The following is a 17,809-nucleotide window of genomic DNA, read 5'->3' as shown; positions in this document are numbered from 1 at the left end:
TTATTTTTTAGAAGTGCTGATTAGTTTGCTTGTGCGATTAACTTATATGCATAAGACTTTTGAAACTCTTCTGGTCGATTGTGTCCGAGAGCCCGAGATACAATTAAACAAGCCTTTCGATCAAGGACAACGCCTTTTAATTCCCCTCGTAGATAAATTTTTTCCTTTTTATCCTTGATGTCTTTTGGGTCTCGTGCGACAAGAAGATAAAGGCGTTTTGCGTATTCAGCACGATATTTGTGAGGTTTTAAAGCAGATGGAACTTGAAATACACGCTTTTTACCAGCTAGCCTAAATTCTTCAACAAGCCTCTCTAATTCTTCTTTGTCTCGCGTAATAATCGGAACCCAACGATCTCGGGCTCCTTTTGATTTATGCTTTTTACCAATGATTTTAAGATAGTATCGACCATCTTCACGTTGATGTAGAGAATCACCTGTAATAGCTTTTAATTCATTTTTACGTAGCCCAGTGGCAGATACGATTGAGAACCAGCGATTATTTGTTTCTTCAGACATCCTGTCGTCATTAGACTTCAAACGATTATTCTTTTTGTCGGCTCGATATCGAATATCTGTTGCAACAAAAGCAGTAGAAGATACACCTAAGACTTTGGCTAATGCTGCTTTGTAGGTTGACTGAGTTGGAGCAGAAAGTCCTAATTTCTTACAATGTTCTAAGTATTGATTTACTAAGTCAATACATCCCTCAATATTGTTAGATTTTTCAAGAGCTTCTAAATCTTCGGCAGTAGTTATTGAGGCAACAAAGGAAGCAAATCTGCTCCAGGACCCAGCGTAGTTATGAAGAGTGCGGTCGGTATGGATTAAATGAATGTCCTCTCCCGTTTTTTTGGATTCATTGCGCTTGATACCCTTTCCTTTTTTAAAGCGCGTGACTAGATTAGTTAGTCCTTTTGATTGGACGAATTGTTTCCGACCCTCAAAAGTTGTTAGAGAATCTATCTGTTGTTTCTTAGCTTTCTCTTTAGCTTCTCGTCGATCAGCACGACTACGTCTCTTCTTTGCCATAGTTCTTTCCTTTCTATATGTATATTGTCTACTTTTAAAGAAGATCTTAAGAAAAATCTTAAGGTCTTTTTTATTCAAGTTGAAGTAGTGCAGTGACTTAAGCTTATATTCACTGATGTAGTATCTTCCCTTTGCTGAGGGCGCTTCTTAATTGATGGCTAAGAAGATAACCAAGTCATTTTACAACATGACAAGTTGACTCAATTCAAATAAGATGTAGAGTTCCATCCTACAGATAAAAATCTGTTGTTTTTTCTTGTTAGTCTTTTTCAGGTTTAATTGCTCTGAATTTAGCGACTGAGCTAAGCTAGTTTTTGTATTTGATTTTTAGACTTTTGTTATTTACTTTCGTTTTTATACTTTGATTTTTTACTTTGTTATGATCAAAAAATTTTTTTTAAACTGCTGTTGACATTACTTTTATTATCTATACATTTATTTTTTATTGGTAAATGAAATACAAAAATTTTTTTTAAAAATGCCATTGACATTTCTTTTAATATCTATACATTTATTTTTTATTAGTAAATGAAATACAAAACTGGTTCTTTCCTAACACAGCTTAAACCTACTGTTTCCACGATAGCTACCTCCTTTCAAACATAAAAAAACGTAGCTATATTAGTTACGTCTCTACTCAATCAATTATTTATATATTATTAGTATGCCATAAATCATAAAATAAAAAAATTAGGATAAGATTTTTTACGTTATTCACTTTTACCTAGTACTGTGTGTTTAGCGTGACTTACACTTACGTTTCTGTCAACGCTAAACACACAGAAAAATTAAAATTGCAAAAAACTGAGGGATGAGAGAAAGAGAAAAAACTACAAAAAAATTTAGAAGTAAACAATACCTTTATCAGTTTTTTTAATTTTTTATTTTTATAATTTGAAATTTATGGCAATCTATATATAGAGAGAAAAAAAGGAGGTTACATATGTATGAAGCATATGCTTTTTTTATTACAGGCCTAGTTTATGAACTTGGCCCTCCAGAGATTGGCATCATTCAATTTATTTTTAAACTCAATAAACAATTAAAGGAGAAAAAATATGCAAATTTATAAAAATTATTTATCTAAAAAAATTTTAGAGACTGTAAATACCGAAATTGAAACAGGAGCGGATTTTGATGTTACTGTTAATTTTTGCCGTGATGAATATAATTTTTATCTAACTTTATCTCGCGAGGGAGAGGAGCTAGAATTTGATTTCATTGATGATAGGTTGAACTTGATTATTTATCACTGTTGCCATGATAAACTTTATTATAGTATTACAGAAATGGATGAGATTTTAAATTTCAAATACGCAATTGATATGTTAGTTGAGTTATTCGTGGCTAATAAATGGTATACGTTTGTACCAGATTTAACTACTCATAATCTATGGGAATTGGTTGAACAGTACAAAACAGGTAAATTAAGAGATTATGAATAGGAAAAGATAACATTTTGTTATCTTCCCATTAATAGGTATATAAAAACAGGCCTAAGCCTGCTCTGTTTTTCGCCCTATTTCTACCAAAGTTTATTCTTTAAGAATAATTAGAAAAAACACAAAGGGTAACAAAAAAGATAATTAAATTGATGAGTTCAGTAAAAAAGTAAATTGCGCCTGTTATGAACTGCACCCCAAAAGTTAGACAGAAAAAATCTAACTTTCGGGGTATTTTTATTATGAAATTAACTTATGAAGATAGAGTTCAAATATATGAATTAAGAAAACAAGGACAAAGCTTCAAACAGCTTCGAAAAGATTTGGTGTGAATGTTTCTGGTCTAAAATACATGGTGATATTAATTGACCATTACGGAATAAAAATTGTCAAGCAAGGTAAAATTGTTACTATTCTCCAGAACTAAAACAAGAAATGATTGATAAAGTGCTACTTGAAGATCGTTCACTAAGAAGTGTAAGTCTTGATTTTGCTCTTTCAAATCAATGAAAAAATCGCCACCTTAAAGAGGAGCTAGAGCATTATCTTTATGAGTACGAGGGACTTGCTAGAAGATTGGAAGAATTTGTAAAAATGTTAAATAGTACTACTAATAAGGCTAATCCAAAATTTCAAGAGAATATTTTGATAGACTAATCTCTATAATTAACATATTGGCATAAAAATATTTGAAAACTAAAGGTTAGACTGGCATACAAATAGTGACAAGAGCACCGTTCTCAAAATTACTCAAATTTACTTGTCCTCCATGAATTTTTGCTACCCGCTTAACAAATGCTAATCCAATTCCGAAATGACTTCCTTTCTCTGAATTTGTTGCCTGTTTGTCTTGATAGAATAGTAACCCGTATTTCTCAAGTAAATTCTCCGAGAATGAAGAATCGCTATTCCATATGGAAATGTAAAATTTATTATCTATTAATTTGTAGTCTACTCTTATTACTGGATAATTGCTTTTTGAATGGTCAATCGCATTATTGATAATATTTAGGATAGCTCGTAGGAATAAATTTAGATTAAGTGTTAAATAGATAGGAGTTGGTAGGTTGTTTGAAAATTGAGTATTAGCCTTTTTATCAGTAATTAGCTTAATTTCTTGTTCAAATAATTCAAGTAAGTAATCCGAAGATAAACTCTCCCAATTGGAAGTATCATTATAGAATGTTTTAGAGTAATTGATAAGCTGGTTAAAGTATCTATTAAGTTGTTGGCTGGCAAGTTCGATGTCTGCTAAACATTGCCCAATATTTCCAGTAATATCCATAGATTGTAAAAATTGAGCATTTCCTTGAATAACTGTTAAAGGTGTTTTCAAATCATGTGCTGCAGCTGATACTTGAAACATCAGTTCCTTTTTTTGCTGTTTTTCAGATTGAATCATTTTTTTAATCGTTGACTGCATTTCCTGAATTTTTTGTCTTGTTTCAATCAGTTCGATTAAAGTTAACTTAGATAGGTCAGGTTCATTTGTATCAACCAGTATACTTTGATTATAAACAATGTTTGTTTCTCGCTTTATCTTTTCTAAAAGATTACTAATATTTTTAGCAATAATTGAAAACAAAATTAGACTAATATAAATCCAAGAAATCGTACTGAAATAGATGGTAAATGCACCTGCATTTTTTTCAGTAATGTTAGAAAATGCAGTAAACAACATTGGTAGCAAATAAAATAGGAAAAGACTAATAAGGAATTGCCTTAAAATCTTAAAATATGTCTGTTTAATCAGTTGGTTAAAAGTCAGAGCGTTACCCATTGATAACCACCTCCCCAGATTGTTTTAATTGGATTAATGTCATAAGGTTTTAATTTTTGCCTTATTTGGTATACATACTCTGTAATTGATCTCCCCTGTGTTTCAGAATCATGAGGATAAAGGTAATCAAAGAGTTCGTCGTTTGAAAATGTTCTATTTGGATTGCTGGAGAGTAACAAAATTAATTGGAACTCTCTTTTTGTAGTGGGAATATGTATATCCATAATTCTAAGTTCTTCTTTAATTTTATCAATTGCAAGAGGTCCAAATTGTAGAATATCACTAGAATCATTATTGCGTACGTCTCTACGGATATGCATCTGTACTCTTGCTACTAGTTCAGGTATGCTGAATGGCTTTGTGATATAGTCATCTGCACCGGACTGTATGCCATATACAATATCTTCTTCTAAATTTTTGGATGTTAAAAATATGATTGGAACAGAAATAAATTCTCGGATATACTTACAGATTTCAATTCCATCGTGGGGCATCATGATATCTAAAATAATTAAATCATAGCCGATAAAATGACAGATATCAATTTCAGGAATAGCAGTTCGTGTCTCCACGACAAAGTTTTTACTCTCTAGAACATTTTTAATGAGTCTTAAAATAGCAATATCATCATCTACGACTAGAACTTTATATTTCACAATTGACTCTCCCTTGAAAATATATTCTAATCATATTGTACCATATTTACCCTCAAGTAATGATATGGGGTGATAATAATCTAAATAATACATTCTTCTTATGGAAATGAGTATATAGTCTGTTACTTCTATCACTAGTATATGACAATGCGATAATCTGGAATCAAAAAATTACATAGAAATCAGAAATTCTGATATTTTTCCGATATTTGTTTTGTAGAATATGAAATGTAGATGACAACTTATCATCTGCCCTAATAGTCACTATGAGGGATTTGGAATTATTCTATAGCATATTTTTCTGAGAGTAGTTCAAAACTCCAAATCAGTAATATATGTGGTAAGTTAAATCAATTTGCTCAGGGTTTAGCAGGTAAACATAGTTGTTACTCGATTGAAATTGCTATAGGGTGATATGAATAATAGGAAGGAGATCATTTTTTTAATTAAATTACCTCCTAAGAAACTATCTAAAATTATTGAGAAATTAAGTAAAAGCACTCAAAGTGCTACTCCAGCGGAAGTAGAACAATGGCGTACATCTATAAATTCAATTAATGTTAGATGTGCAGGGAATGGTTGTCTACAAAGGTCCGTTGCAGTTATACTATGGGGAATAATAGCTAAGCGAACTCCAGATTGGATTTCGTGATTTCAGGTATCACCATTTATAGCTCATGAAAGGGTTAAAATTGATGGGGTACCAATTGGTGAAGAAATAGATTTATATAAATTTCAAAAAATTATATTTGTAAAAGGTGGAAAAGATAAATGATACAAATTGAGAAAATTAGCAAAGGTTTTAGTAGTAAGAGTGTTCTTTCAGAGGTTTCGTTTACAGCAAAAGAGGGAGAAGTAACGGCACTAATTGGGCCAAATGGATCTGGTAAATCAACTTTAATAAAAATATTGCTTGGCTTGATTTCACCAGATGAAGGCAGAGCGACTTTTGATGGAAAAGTTTATGAAGAATTGGGAAAATATCCCTTCAGATATGTAGGTGCATTCCTAGATAATATTCAACCCAACCCAACAAGGACGGCCTATAGTCACTTAAGGTGGATTGCTTTAACTAGTGGTATAGATAAGCAAAGATGTTTAGAATGTTTAAAAATAGTTGGTCTTCAAGATGTTGGCAATAAAAAGATAAAAGACTACTCTCTTGGAATGAAGCAAAGACTGGGGCTAGCTACGGCTATTTTAGCGAATCCTAAGATACTTATTTTGGATGAACCGATTAATGGACTCGATCCAGATGGAATTAGATGGGTTAGAGAGTTTCTAAGAGAATTTGTAAGAGACGATAAAATTGTTTTAATCACAAGCCATTATATGAATGAGTTAGAACTTACGGTTGATAAAATTGTAGGATTATCTAATGGTAAGGTTGTTATTGATGGTAGCAGCAAAAATATTCTTGAAAAATATGGCTCTTTTGAGGAAGCATATTTTAAATCTGTCACAAATGAGATGGGGTAATGCTTTATGAAAAATACGCGTAGTGAACTATACAAAATATTATCATTGCCACTCTTTTGGATGGGTGTAGCAATTGTGATTGGAATCAGTGTATTCTTTACCTTTCAAAATATTCAAGTCATCAATGCGATAGCAAATGGTAATACAGAGATCCTTATGCTTGAAGAAACAACTAGTCAATTAACGAAGTTTCAAACAGTAAGAGATGCTGTATTATCTTCCCCTTATCAATCTAGTATTCTATTTTTTCCAATCTTATTTGCACTGATTCTATCTACGGAGTACAAATTTGGTCAGGAATCATTAACCAAATTACTAACACCAAAATGGCAGACGATTTTAACAGGTCAGATTTGTTCTGGAATTATTGTAGCCAGTACGTTGACAGTTGTTCTATCCCTAATAAATAGTGCAATGCTCTATGTGATGTTAGATGAAACATTGCAAAATTATCTTAGCCTAGGTCTTGTTTTAGAAGTGACGTTAAGAATCATTATCTTTGCCATAACATTGACATTGCTTTCAATGTTTTTAGTAAAAATAACAAGAAAGCCTATTCCATCTGTCATTGTTATTGTAAGTATTCTTATTATAACTTTATCAGGCATATTGAAAGTCGTTTCTCCGACACTTGAAAATTTACTCCCTCTAATAGGTGCAAAGTCATTTGCATTTGGAAGAGTAGAAAATAACAATCCTTCGGAAATGTATGGTTTGTTATTATTATTATCTCAAGCATCAATAATAACTATTTTGATGTATATTAAAGCTTGGTATAAAAATCAGAAGGACAAGAAATATGGATGAAATAGTATATGCTCTTATTTATAAAAAATATAGTTTGAATGCAGTGAAAATACAAATTTTAAGTCAGTTATTGCTTGTTCTATTTACCTGTATTCTTAGTTTGATAACATTTGAAATCAATGATAATTATATTGTGTTATCAATTAATCAAATTTTGGTAATTACATCTTATTTATTTATGATAGGTGGACTGATAAATGGCTCTCTGGAAGTCGAGAATCCAGAATCTAAAATAGTCTATTTATTAACCGGAAACAAGAATAGCAGTACACAAAAAATCATTATTGTTGAGATGATAGACTGTGTATTACAAGCCATTCTATCATTCTTGGTTATCGTAAGTTTCTTCATTTTTAAAGGAACTATTAAAGAAGTTAGCGTAATACAGTTTATCTCTTATCTATTTAGTAGCGTTTTGTGTTTCTTCATTGCATATTATTTAACTTTATTTTTTAAGAGTTCGATGACAGCATTAGCTGCTTTACTGCTATTTCCAATATTAGTTATACCCTATATTGAACGTGTATTTCCTGGAGCTTTACCATATATTTATTATGAAACTATTTCTGAAAGTTTTAAAATATCAGCAATATCTGCTAGTCATATCATATTATTATTGTGGAATTTGATTTTACTACTATTAATATATTTGAAAGTCAAAAAGAGGTTGAAAAATGAATAGTCAAAAACATTCAGAAGTCACGTTCGGAGAATTTTTAAAATATTGATTCAAATTTTATGAAATCAATCAGTAAATATCGTTCTGAAAAAACTTGATATTATGCTATTTTTAGTCCAACTGAAACTCATACTTTCCAAGCCAGGTCATACGATTTATAAGTAAAAGAACAAATAAGAAAGAGGAGCTTCACACTAAAGTTCCTCTTTTTTTTAAATATCCGAATCATTATTCTTATTTCAAAAAAGGTAGAGTTTGAATTAAAATACAGTTCAATATATCGCATTTAACAAAAAGAAAAAACGCTTGAAATCAGCGTTTTTCTTATGTATTGATTCGTATTGAATGCTTACTTCACTTCTGTAATTGTCAAGTATTAAACCTATATTTCTTTTAATATTTTACCAAATAATTCTTCTAACTTCCCTAAGTCTCCATAGACGGTTCCGTCCATATAAAGGTTGTAAACTTCATCATCTTGTTCCACTCGTATTTGTGCAGAATACCCTTTTGATAATGCTAAGGAACGAATAACTTCTCGTTGAGTTCGTCCATTACCTTCTCGAAAGGGATGGAAATAATTAAGATTATCAAGAATTTTTGCTAAATGTTTAATGATCTCATCTTTTGAGTTGGCAGTTTGATAATAGGAGTGAATGAGATGATTTATATAGGTTTCTGCAGCATTAAACGACTGTATCGACATAAAAGGATTACCACTTTTAGAGATATTCACCTTGCGATATTGTCCTGACCAGGCATAAACATCTTGAAACAAATAGTTATGAATGGCTAAAATATTACTCATGGAATAGACTTTAATGGCTTTCAAGCGCAAGTCTGCAAGTCTTTTAGTAACGAATAAGTGTTCATTTCGGTAGGCTTCTTCAATATTTGTAACATTTTGTTTATTGATTAAGACTGTGGAATTTGGATAGGTATATTCGTGATTAGGGTCAATGTACTTATAGCCTTCGTATTGATTTTTAACCAATATTCAATTCCTTTCGTCTATTGACAACATAAGTTTTTAAATCAATCACATCTTGAACAGTAGGTTCATAATTTTCAATCATTGATGATCCAATAGCATACCAGACGGTATCGAAATCTGAAAAATTATCAAAGGGAATCCCTAAAATTGTTAATTCTTCTTTATTTACATCAAGAGTCATGGCACACCTCCTTATATAACGTTACCTTTATTATACCATAAAATCGGTATTTTTACCTAAAGGGATAGAGACTAAAAGATATATTATGTTTAATGTAGATTTATGATAAAATAGTTTTATTATAAAAAGAAATAACAGCGGTATAGCATGGAGCCATATATTACAGAAGCTTTAGTAAAAGCAGGGATTGAATTGGGAACTCTAACATTTAAGGGAACAACAACACTAGTGAATAGTAAAATTCAATCATTAAAGGAAGAACGTAACGCCGATAAATTACGAAATTTTAAAGACTATGCAACTATTAGGATTTAATTACAAGGAGGCAATAGGAGAACCTTTAACGGAGGTTTGCTCAAATGCTATAAGAAATACATTAGGAAGTCTATCATCTAAGAAAAACGTACGTAACAAAAGATAATTGAACCAATGGTGTGAACTTTTTGGTAAAATCTAGCTCAATTTGTGTATTTTTAGGGTAAAATTCACACCATACAACTGAAATTGATTCAAATTAGATGAAATTCTGTTTTCTGTAAATGTGGAAAAACATTGATTTTAAGCGGATATTGAAACTTATTCAAGTAAAAATGTTTCCAACCAGGTCTTAAGAAAGCTCGTAAAGCATCAAATAATAGAAGAATAAAATTTAATATAAAAAAATCCCATCAGAATATTTCTGGTGGGATTTTTGGTGGGGAACCAATCAATTTTGATTTATTTTTAACCTTTTATAACAACTGAAAATGCTGTTAAATCAACCATTTCACTTCAAATCATGTTTATAAATCATTCCCACTCAACGGTTGCAGGTGGTTTACTTGTAATATCGTAGACGATGCGATTAACGTGGTCAACCTCATTTACGATACGTACTGAGATCTTTTGAAGAACTTCCCAAGGAATCTTCGCAAAGTCAGCTGTCATTCCGTCGATAGAAGTGATAGCACGGATAGCGATGGTGTAGTCATAAGTACGGCCATCTCCCATAACACCTACTGAACGAACGCCAGTGTTAACAGTGAAGTATTGCCAAATGTCGCGGTCAAGACCAGCTTTAGCGATTTCTTCACGAAGGATAGCGTCTGATTCACGGACTGTCTCAAGTTTTTCTTCAGTGATTTCACCCATGACACGGATAGCAAGACCTGGACCTGGGAATGGTTGGCGCCATACGATATTATCTGGCATACCAAGCTCAGTACCGAGGGCACGAACTTCATCCTTGTAAAGAGTATTTAGCGGCTCGATAAGTTCAAACTGCATGTCTTCTGGAAGTCCACCAACGTTGTGATGAGACTTGATGGTTTGAGCAGTATCCGTACCTGACTCGATAACGTCTGTATATAGTGTTCCTTGTGCCAAGAATTTCACGTCTTTTAGCTTGCTTGCTTCATCATCAAAGACATAGACAAACTCGTTACCGATAATCTTACGTTTTTGTTCTGGATCAGACACACCAGCCAATTTATCAAGGAAGCGTTTGGCAGCATCAGCTTTGACAATGTTCAAACCAAACTTACCACCAAGCATATCCATAACTTGGTCAGCCTCCTCTTTACGGAGAAGACCGTGGTCTACAAAGATACAGATCAATTGATCGCCGATTGCTTTTTGGAGAAGAACCCCAACAACAGAAGAGTCAACACCACCTGAAAGACCAAGGAGAACACGTTTGTCTCCAACCTTTTCACGGATTTGTTTGATTTGCATCTCGATAAAGTTATCCATAGTCCAGTCACCTTTGGCACCACAGATATTCAAGGCAAAGTTACGAAGGATATCATAGCCGTGAACTGAATGACGAACCTCTGGGTGGAATTGGATACCATAGATTTTCTTGTCTGGATTTTCGATTGATGCATAAGGACAGTCAGCTGATGTACCAGTACGAATGAAATCAGCAGGAATTTCTGTAACAGCATCTCCGTGGCTCATCAAGACAAGTTGTTCTTCTGGAGTTCCAGCAAAAAGAGCAGATTCTGTGTGAGTCAATGTTGATTGACCGTATTCACGGTTACCAGCGTCACCTGCAGGAACAACTTTTCCTCCAAGCTTGTGAGTCAATAGCTGCATACCATAACAGATTCCCAAAATCGGAATTCCAAGTTCAAAAATTTCTGGATCAATATCAAACGATCCTTCTTCGTAAACAGAGTTTGGACCACCTGAAAGTACAATCCCGATAGGATTGATAGCACGGACTTCGTCAGCCGAAATCTTGTGACTTTTTAGTTCTGAAAAGACACCAATCTCACGGATACGGCGTGAGATAAGTTGGTTATACTGGCTACCATAGTCCAGTACGATGATCTTTTCGACATCTTGCAAATCAGTTGAAATGTTGCTCATCTTTTCCCTTTCTTAAAAGAAATATCTTCTTGAATATTCTATCATAAAAGGGTTAGAATTACCAACTAAACAAGTGCGGTTTGACTTTTCCCTATGAGTTACGGTACAATGGAAAAAATAAAGAAAAGAAGTGATCAAGCATGTTACCAGCTTATATGAAAATCCACGACCAAATCAAAAAAGACATCGATGAGGGACATTGGAAGATTGGAGAGAGACTTCCTAGCGAGCGAGATTTAGCTGAGGAATTTGAGGTTAGTCGCATGACCTTGCGTCAGGCTATTTCTCTTCTAGTCGAAGAGGGGGTTTTGGAACGTCGTGTCGGTAGCGGGACCTTCGTTTCAAGTACTCGTGTTCAGGAAAAAATGCGTGGAACCACTAGTTTTACGGAAATTGTTAAAGCTCAAGGGAAAACGCCATCTAGTCATCTGATTTCCTACCGTCGTACGATTCCAAATGAGCAAGAAGTGGCTAAACTAGGTATACTGCCAACTGATAACATCATTCGTATGGAACGTGTTCGTTATGCGGATAAAGTTCCTGTTGTCTATGAAGTGGCATCGATTCCTGAGAAATTTATCAAAAATTTCAAAAAAGAAGAAGTAACCAAGCACTTCTTTCAAACCTTACAAGAGCATGGTTATCGAATTGGTAAATCTCACCAGACCATATATGCGCGTTTAGCAAAAGAAAAGATAGCTCATTACTTAGAAGTTGAAAAAGGGCATGCTATTTTAGGTTTGACTCAGGTTTCTTACTTTGATGACGGAACGGCTTTTGAGTATGTAAAGAGCCAATACGTCGGAGAACGGTTTGAATTTTATCTAGAAAATAATTAGTTTATAACATCACTCTTAAAGTAGAAACTCATCTACTTTAAGAGTTTTTATTTGGTTAAGATTAGAAAACATTTTCCTAATAAGAAAAATAGCAATCATACGAGTATTTTTCAAAGATTCGTGTTATAATAGATAGGTTATATGGTCCCGATAAGGTGGTGGGATTGATTGTAAATACTCTTCCTACCAGTTCTTTGTAACTCTATAACGAATATTTTTTAAGGGGGGACATTTTTATGTCAGAACGTAAATTATTCACGTCTGAATCTGTATCTGAGGGGCATCCGGATAAGATTGCAGACCAAATTTCAGATGCTATCTTGGATGCTATTTTAGAGCAAGATCCAGAGGCCCACGTTGCTGCTGAAACTGCTGTTTATACAGGTTCAGTCCATGTCTTCGGTGAAATTTCAACAAATGCTTATGTCGATATTAACCGAGTGGTTCGTGATACTATTGCAGAGATTGGTTATACCAATACTGAGTATGGTTTTTCTGCGGAGACGGTGGGAGTTCACCCATCACTTGTTGAGCAATCACCAGATATCGCCCAAGGTGTTAATGAAGCCTTGGAAGTTCGTGGAAACGCAGATCAAGATCCACTTGACTTGATTGGAGCTGGAGACCAAGGTCTCATGTTTGGTTTTGCGGTGGATGAGACAGAAGAACTCATGCCATTACCGATTTCACTTAGTCACAAACTGGTTCGTCGCTTGGCAGAGCTTCGTAAGTCTGGTGAAATCAGCTATCTTCGTCCAGATGCCAAATCACAGGTCACTGTTGAGTATGATGAAAATGACCGTCCAGTGCGCGTGGATACAGTTGTTATTTCAACCCAACATGATCCAGAAGTGAGCAATGAGCAAATCCATGACGATGTGATTAACAAGGTTATCAAAGAAGTCATTCCAGCTTCTTACCTAGATGATGATACTAAATTCTTTATCAATCCAACAGGTCGTTTCGTTATCGGAGGACCTCAAGGAGATTCAGGTTTGACTGGTCGTAAAATAATCGTGGATACCTATGGTGGTTATTCACGTCACGGTGGTGGTGCCTTCTCTGGTAAGGATGCGACTAAGGTTGACCGTTCAGCTTCTTATGCAGCTCGCTACATTGCTAAAAACATTGTTGCTGCAGGTCTTGCTAAGAAAGCTGAAGTGCAATTGGCTTACGCAATTGGGGTGGCTCATCCAGTATCTGTTCGTATCGATACCTTCGGTACGGGAACAGTCGCTGAAAGCAAATTAGAAGCAGCAGCGCGTCAAATCTTTGACCTTCGCCCAGCAGGAATCATCCAAATGCTAGATCTCAAACGTCCAATCTACCGTCAAACAGCGGCTTATGGACATATGGGGCGTACAGATATTGATCTTCCATGGGAACGCTTGGACAAGGTAGAAGCCTTGAAAGAAGCTGTTAAGTAACATAAAAAAGATTGGTCTAAGGACCAATCTTTTTTAGTTTATAATTACTTATCTAGTATTTTTACAAAAGCCCAGTTTCCAATTGACTTTGTTCCGTAGTCTAATATCATGGAATCCAGTAATTCATACTTGTTTTTTTCATAGAAACACACATTTTTCTCAGTGCTGGTGATTAAGCCTAGACGTTTGCAACCTTTGGCTTTAAGATAGGGTTCAACACCTTCTTGTAGGAATGCACTCCCGATTCCTTGGTTTTGGATTGAAGCGTTGACTCCTAACATCATCAAATACCAATCAAAGTTCCCAGATTTTTTCAAATGTTGTTCAGAGCGATCGACTAAATCAAGATATTTCAAGAGATTGCGTGGGCTAATAAAACGGAAAAGCTTGACAATCCCATTCAACAAATAAGATAAGATGGAAAAATCCTTTTGTTGTAGAAGTGCGATAGCCAGAATTTCCCCGTCTCGTTCAGCGACTAGACAGGTCTCTCCTTTGATGTAAAGTCTGGTCAAAAGGCTATACAACAATTCTAAGAATGCTGGGTAATATTCTGGTTTCTTTAAATCATCTTTGATAAGAGTCATGAAAGGGTAGTCCATAAAGGCACCAGCCAACACTTTTCCAATTTTTTGATATTCATCTAGCTTGGCTTCTCTGTATACTATTTTTTTCATATCATACTCCTTCATTAAAATCTCTCTATCTATTATAACGAAATTTCTCACATTTTTCGATTGAAATGTGAAATTTTCACAAAAAAGCTTTATTCACAATAATTTATTTAAAGATATAAACAAGAAAAGGTATTAAAAAACCCCGCAGTTTTAACTGTAGGGTAGATTAATTCTATTTTGTAGGGATTGAAATCTCAATCAATTTATCAGAATAGAGGGTTTTAATATTTGCCTTATCAATAGCCTGTTGATTAATTTTACGACTGAGGAAAAATTCTTTGATTATTTCCATTTCTTTTTCACGGATTGCCCGATGTTTATTGGAAATGAGGATTTCGTAATGAAGTGGAGCCTGAGTAAAAATAACATCTGTATTTCCCGCAGAATAAACCTCTACAAGCGTTGCGTCTGTGTTTTCTAGCTGACTTTTAACAAGTTGCGAGTGTGAATTTGTAGTATTGATAAGCTTCATAGGGTTTCCTCCTGTATTTCTATGTCTATTATAGCACTTTTTGGGAAATTTGGTAAAGATAGTTTAAATTTGATGTTGTTTTTTCCAAGCTTCGATCGCCCATTTGTGACTTCCACGTTTTAAGTTAGTAATAGCTTCATCGACTAGGAACCAAGCTAGATGATTGAAGTCTTCGAGAGGTTTTTGGATTTCTTGGTAAGAAGTGGCTTCGTAGAGATAGGCTGGATTGTAGTAGTAGGTATCACGATGGCTGGAATAGAAATATTCATCCGCTTGTCCGTAGTAGGTGCCGATTTCAGCTGTAAATCCTAATTCTTCAATCAATTCTCGCTTGAGAGCTTCAAGGTGATTTTCACCTTCTTCAATTTCGCCTCCTGGTAAGAACCATGCACCATTTGGAGCTTGTACGAGGATAATCTTTTCATGGTTTGCATCAGGTATGACTGCATAAACGCCATATCTATTTTTGTAGGTTACTCCCTCTTTTTTTTCTCCAAATGTTGGATTTGCCATAAATTTCTCCTTCGTGAGTGCGCTTTCTTTCTATAATAGTAAAGAATGTTCTCACTGTCAAGCAAGAACATTCTTTTGTATGTGAGGAACTAGTCGTTTGACTCGACCGTTTCCGTTTTATTTTTGGACTTAATCACGATTTTACCTTTACTTGTCATGACTGCCTTGAGGTCTTTTTCACTTGGATTTTCAAGGTAGTAGTCTGTAATGGCATCTTCGATATAGTCTTGGATGGTACGACGGAGTGGACGAGCTCCCATTTTTGGATCGTAACCAAGGTCTACAAGTTTTTCTTTAACCTTATTTGTTACATCTAAATGGATGTTATTACTTGAGAGACGTTTATTCACATCATCCAACATAAGGTCAACGATTTGAAGGAGATTTTCCTTGCTGAGGGCTTTAAATTCGATAATACCATCAAAGCGGTTCATGAATTCTGGGCTAAAGAAGTTGCCTAATTCTCCAAGGACAGAGTTGGTACGGCCTTCTCGAGTAGCACCAAATCCGACGCTTGCTTCAGCTTTTCCTGTACCTGCATTTGAGGTCATGATTATGATGGCGTCTTTAAAGCTAACGGTACGACCTTGCCCATCCGTTAAACGACCATCATCCAATACTTGAAGGAACATATGCATAACATCTGGATGGGCTTTTTCAACTTCATCTAGGAGGATCAGTGAGTATGGATTACGACGGACCTTTTCAGTCAATTGACCAGCTTCATCATAGCCAACATAACCTGGAGGAGCACCGACCAGTTTAGCAACACTGTGTTTTTCCATGTATTCACTCATATCAAAGCGAATCATGCTGTCAGCAGAGCCAAAGAGTTCGATAGCTAGTTGTTTAGAAAGTTCTGTTTTACCGACACCAGTAGGACCAACAAAGAGGAAGCTACCAATTGGACGGTTTGGAGTGCCTAGACCAACACGGTTACGACGAATTGCCTTGGCAATCTTATCAACAGCATCGTCTTGACCGATAACATGTGCCTTGAGATCATCTGCTAGGTTGATCAGTTGAGACTGTTCTTTTTCTTTAAGGTCGCCAACTGGAATATTGGTCTTTTGTTCAATGATGTGTTCAATCGTCTTTTCACTGATGATTGGAGTATCCTGATCCGTTACCTTTGTCTTTTGCATTTCCTTATATTTGGCAATCTGATCACGGAAGTAGGCGGCTTTTTCAAAATCTTCGTCACGAGTTGCTTGAGCCTTGAGATTTTCCGCTTCGATTAAGCGTTGGTCGATAACCTTTGGATCCACAAAATTCAAGGTTAAGTTCATTTTTGAACCAGCTTCATCTAAAAGGTCAATAGCCTTATCTGGCAAGAAACGATCTTGGATGTAGCGATTAGAAAGAGTAGCAGCGGCTTCGATAGCTCCGTCAGTATAATGAACGTGGTGGTAATCTTCGTATTTCTTTTGAATACCTTTAAGAATAATAATGGTCTCTTCCACAGTTGGTTCATCAACTTTGACAGGTTGCATACGGCGCTCAAGGGCAGCATCTTTTTCGATGATGCGGTATTCATTGAGAGTAGTAGCACCCACTAACTGAAGTTCGCCACGAGATAGAGCTGGTTTGAGGATATTGCCTGCATCCATATTCCCGTCACCAGCAGAACCTGCACCGACAATCTCGTGAATTTCATCGATAAAGAGGATGACATCTTTGCGCTCACGAATTTCTTCCATGAGTTTTTGCATGCGTTCTTCGAACTGTCCACGAATTCCTGTGCCTTGAACAAGACTCACGACATCTAGGCGGATGACTTCTTTCCCTTGAAGTTTGTGGGGAACATCACCATCAACAATTTTCTGTGCTAAGCCTTCGACAACTGCTGTCTTACCAACACCAGGCTCCCCAATCAGTACTGGGTTGTTTTTAGTTCTACGGTTGAGGATTTCAATGACACGGATGATTTCTTCGTCACGGCCGATAACTGGGTCGACATTTCCACGACGGGCAATCTCAGTTATATTGATACCATACTCATCCAAGAGGCCCTTTTCTTGGCTAGGAGGAGGTGTTTGAGCTGGTCCACGATTTTGAGAACCATAACCCCCATTACCACCGTATCCGCCACCTGACTGGGTTGGAGGAACATTATTATTAGAAGAAGGTCTAAAGTTGTTCAGGTCGTTAAAGAAGTCTCCAAATGGATCAAAATCACGATTGTTTAAATCTGTAATGCCTTTGAACAAGCTATTGTTAGGATCTGTTTTGATAATTTTGTAGCAATTTTGGCAAAGATCGATTTGCTTTTGTTGCCCATTAAGATTAGTGTAAAGATGGATCGTTGAGTCATTGATTTTACAATTTTGACAGAGCATACCTCTACCTCGTTTCTTTCTTGGCTTTGACTAAAATAGAAAGGTCAAAAATAGTCAAAGTTCTTTAGTCTCATTATATCATGATTAAAGGGGAAAGCAAGCAAAAAGATTGCTTGTTACAATTAAACATTCCAGGCAATT

Annotated in this window: 17 protein-coding genes and 2 pseudogenes; 9 read left to right on the top strand and 10 right to left on the bottom strand. The window is 35.2% G+C overall.

Translation table 11 applies throughout. The features are described 5' to 3' along the window. Positions 1–20: 20 nt before the first annotated feature. Positions 21–1,031 carry a site-specific integrase gene (locus NMM19_RS05655; RefSeq protein WP_254730415.1) on the bottom strand — a complete coding sequence of 337 codons (1,011 nt, stop codon included), beginning with the start codon at positions 1,029–1,031 and terminating at the stop codon, positions 21–23. A gap of 943 nt (positions 1,032–1,974) precedes the next feature. Between NMM19_RS05655 and NMM19_RS08370 the strand changes: the two genes are divergently transcribed. The 3 genes and pseudogenes from NMM19_RS08370 to NMM19_RS05645 form a co-directional block, all read left to right on the top strand. After that, the gene (locus NMM19_RS08370) at positions 1,975–2,103 is read left to right on the top strand and encodes a hypothetical protein (RefSeq protein ID WP_302851387.1); all 129 of its coding nucleotides are present in this window, start codon (positions 1,975–1,977) and stop codon (positions 2,101–2,103) included. After that, complete coding sequence (locus NMM19_RS05650) at positions 2,090–2,476, top strand: hypothetical protein (RefSeq protein ID WP_254730412.1); 387 nt, start codon at positions 2,090–2,092, stop codon at positions 2,474–2,476. Before NMM19_RS08370 ends, NMM19_RS05650 begins: the two co-directional genes overlap by 14 nt. A 239-nt stretch (positions 2,477–2,715) precedes the next feature. Beyond that, positions 2,716–2,980, top strand: a pseudogene (locus NMM19_RS05645) (helix-turn-helix domain-containing protein); the annotation flags it as partial. Positions 2,981–3,176: 196 nt separating this feature from the next. Here NMM19_RS05645 and NMM19_RS05640 read toward each other — a convergent pair. Both NMM19_RS05640 and NMM19_RS05635 read right to left on the bottom strand, forming a co-directional pair. Continuing rightward, the gene (locus NMM19_RS05640; RefSeq protein WP_254730409.1) at positions 3,177–4,253 is read right to left on the bottom strand and encodes a sensor histidine kinase KdpD; all 1,077 of its coding nucleotides are present in this window, start codon (positions 4,251–4,253) and stop codon (positions 3,177–3,179) included. Then, positions 4,238–4,909, bottom strand: coding sequence for a response regulator transcription factor (locus NMM19_RS05635; protein ID WP_254730406.1), 672 nt, complete (start codon positions 4,907–4,909; stop codon positions 4,238–4,240). The genes NMM19_RS05640 and NMM19_RS05635 overlap by 16 nt, the downstream gene beginning before the upstream one ends. A 771-nt stretch (positions 4,910–5,680) precedes the next feature. Here NMM19_RS05635 and NMM19_RS05630 point away from each other — a divergent pair. The 3 genes from NMM19_RS05630 to NMM19_RS05620 are packed head-to-tail and all read left to right on the top strand — an operon-like array spanning position 5,681 to position 7,877. Beyond that, positions 5,681–6,388, top strand: a complete 708-nt coding sequence (locus NMM19_RS05630; RefSeq protein ID WP_254730391.1) for an ABC transporter ATP-binding protein — start codon at positions 5,681–5,683, stop codon at positions 6,386–6,388. A 6-nt stretch (positions 6,389–6,394) separates the two neighbouring features. Beyond that, positions 6,395–7,195, top strand: coding sequence for a hypothetical protein (locus tag NMM19_RS05625; RefSeq protein WP_254730388.1), 801 nt, complete (start codon positions 6,395–6,397; stop codon positions 7,193–7,195). Then, positions 7,188–7,877, top strand: coding sequence for a hypothetical protein (locus NMM19_RS05620; protein ID WP_254730385.1), 690 nt, complete (start codon positions 7,188–7,190; stop codon positions 7,875–7,877). The genes NMM19_RS05625 and NMM19_RS05620 overlap by 8 nt, the downstream gene beginning before the upstream one ends. Before the next feature lie 379 nt (positions 7,878–8,256). Here NMM19_RS05620 and NMM19_RS05615 read toward each other — a convergent pair whose 3' ends face one another. Beyond that, a complete protein-coding gene (locus tag NMM19_RS05615) occupies positions 8,257–8,868 on the bottom strand; it encodes a Fic family protein (protein ID WP_254730382.1) in 612 nt (203 codons plus the stop codon). Further along, complete coding sequence (locus tag NMM19_RS05610; protein WP_000171300.1) at positions 8,861–9,049, bottom strand: hypothetical protein; 189 nt, start codon at positions 9,047–9,049, stop codon at positions 8,861–8,863. The genes NMM19_RS05615 and NMM19_RS05610 overlap by 8 nt, the downstream gene beginning before the upstream one ends. A 147-nt stretch (positions 9,050–9,196) precedes the next feature. Between NMM19_RS05610 and NMM19_RS05605 the strand changes: the two are divergent. Then, positions 9,197–9,470, top strand: a pseudogene (locus NMM19_RS05605) (hypothetical protein). 368 nt (positions 9,471–9,838) lie between these two features. On the opposite strand, the gene guaA reads toward NMM19_RS05605, so the two are convergent. Beyond that, entirely contained in the window at positions 9,839–11,401 is a 1,563-nt protein-coding gene (gene guaA / locus NMM19_RS05600; protein WP_254730377.1) for a glutamine-hydrolyzing GMP synthase, read from the bottom strand. 140 nt (positions 11,402–11,541) lie between these two features. Here guaA and NMM19_RS05595 point away from each other — a divergent pair, with 140 nt between their 5' ends. Together NMM19_RS05595 and metK are read left to right on the top strand one after the other, a co-directional pair. Further along, complete coding sequence (locus NMM19_RS05595) at positions 11,542–12,240, top strand: GntR family transcriptional regulator (protein ID WP_254730375.1); 699 nt, start codon at positions 11,542–11,544, stop codon at positions 12,238–12,240. A gap of 236 nt (positions 12,241–12,476) precedes the next feature. Continuing rightward, the gene (gene metK, locus NMM19_RS05590; RefSeq protein ID WP_254730373.1) at positions 12,477–13,667 is read left to right on the top strand and encodes a methionine adenosyltransferase; all 1,191 of its coding nucleotides are present in this window, start codon (positions 12,477–12,479) and stop codon (positions 13,665–13,667) included. Positions 13,668–13,711: 44 nt separating this feature from the next. On the opposite strand, the gene NMM19_RS05585 is transcribed toward metK, so the two are convergent. The 4 genes from NMM19_RS05585 to NMM19_RS05570 all read right to left on the bottom strand — a co-directional run bounded on the left by NMM19_RS05585 (position 13,712) and on the right by NMM19_RS05570 (position 17,668). Further along, positions 13,712–14,344, bottom strand: coding sequence for a GNAT family N-acetyltransferase (locus tag NMM19_RS05585; protein ID WP_254730371.1), 633 nt, complete (start codon positions 14,342–14,344; stop codon positions 13,712–13,714). Positions 14,345–14,516: 172 nt separating this feature from the next. Beyond that, complete coding sequence (locus tag NMM19_RS05580) at positions 14,517–14,816, bottom strand: DUF1827 family protein (RefSeq protein WP_254730369.1); 300 nt, start codon at positions 14,814–14,816, stop codon at positions 14,517–14,519. A 63-nt stretch (positions 14,817–14,879) separates the two neighbouring features. Further along, positions 14,880–15,329 carry an NUDIX hydrolase gene (locus tag NMM19_RS05575; RefSeq protein ID WP_254730367.1) on the bottom strand — a complete coding sequence of 150 codons (450 nt, stop codon included), beginning with the start codon at positions 15,327–15,329 and terminating at the stop codon, positions 14,880–14,882. An 89-nt stretch (positions 15,330–15,418) separates the two neighbouring features. After that, complete coding sequence (locus NMM19_RS05570; protein WP_254730365.1) at positions 15,419–17,668, bottom strand: ATP-dependent Clp protease ATP-binding subunit; 2,250 nt, start codon at positions 17,666–17,668, stop codon at positions 15,419–15,421. Between the last annotated feature and the right edge of the window lie 141 nt (positions 17,669–17,809).

It is taken from the genome of Streptococcus sp. CF8_St5-17, from assembly GCF_024295665.1.
GTDB lineage: Bacteria > Bacillota > Bacilli > Lactobacillales > Streptococcaceae > Streptococcus.
This window is presented reverse-complemented; position numbering and strand designations above follow the sequence as displayed.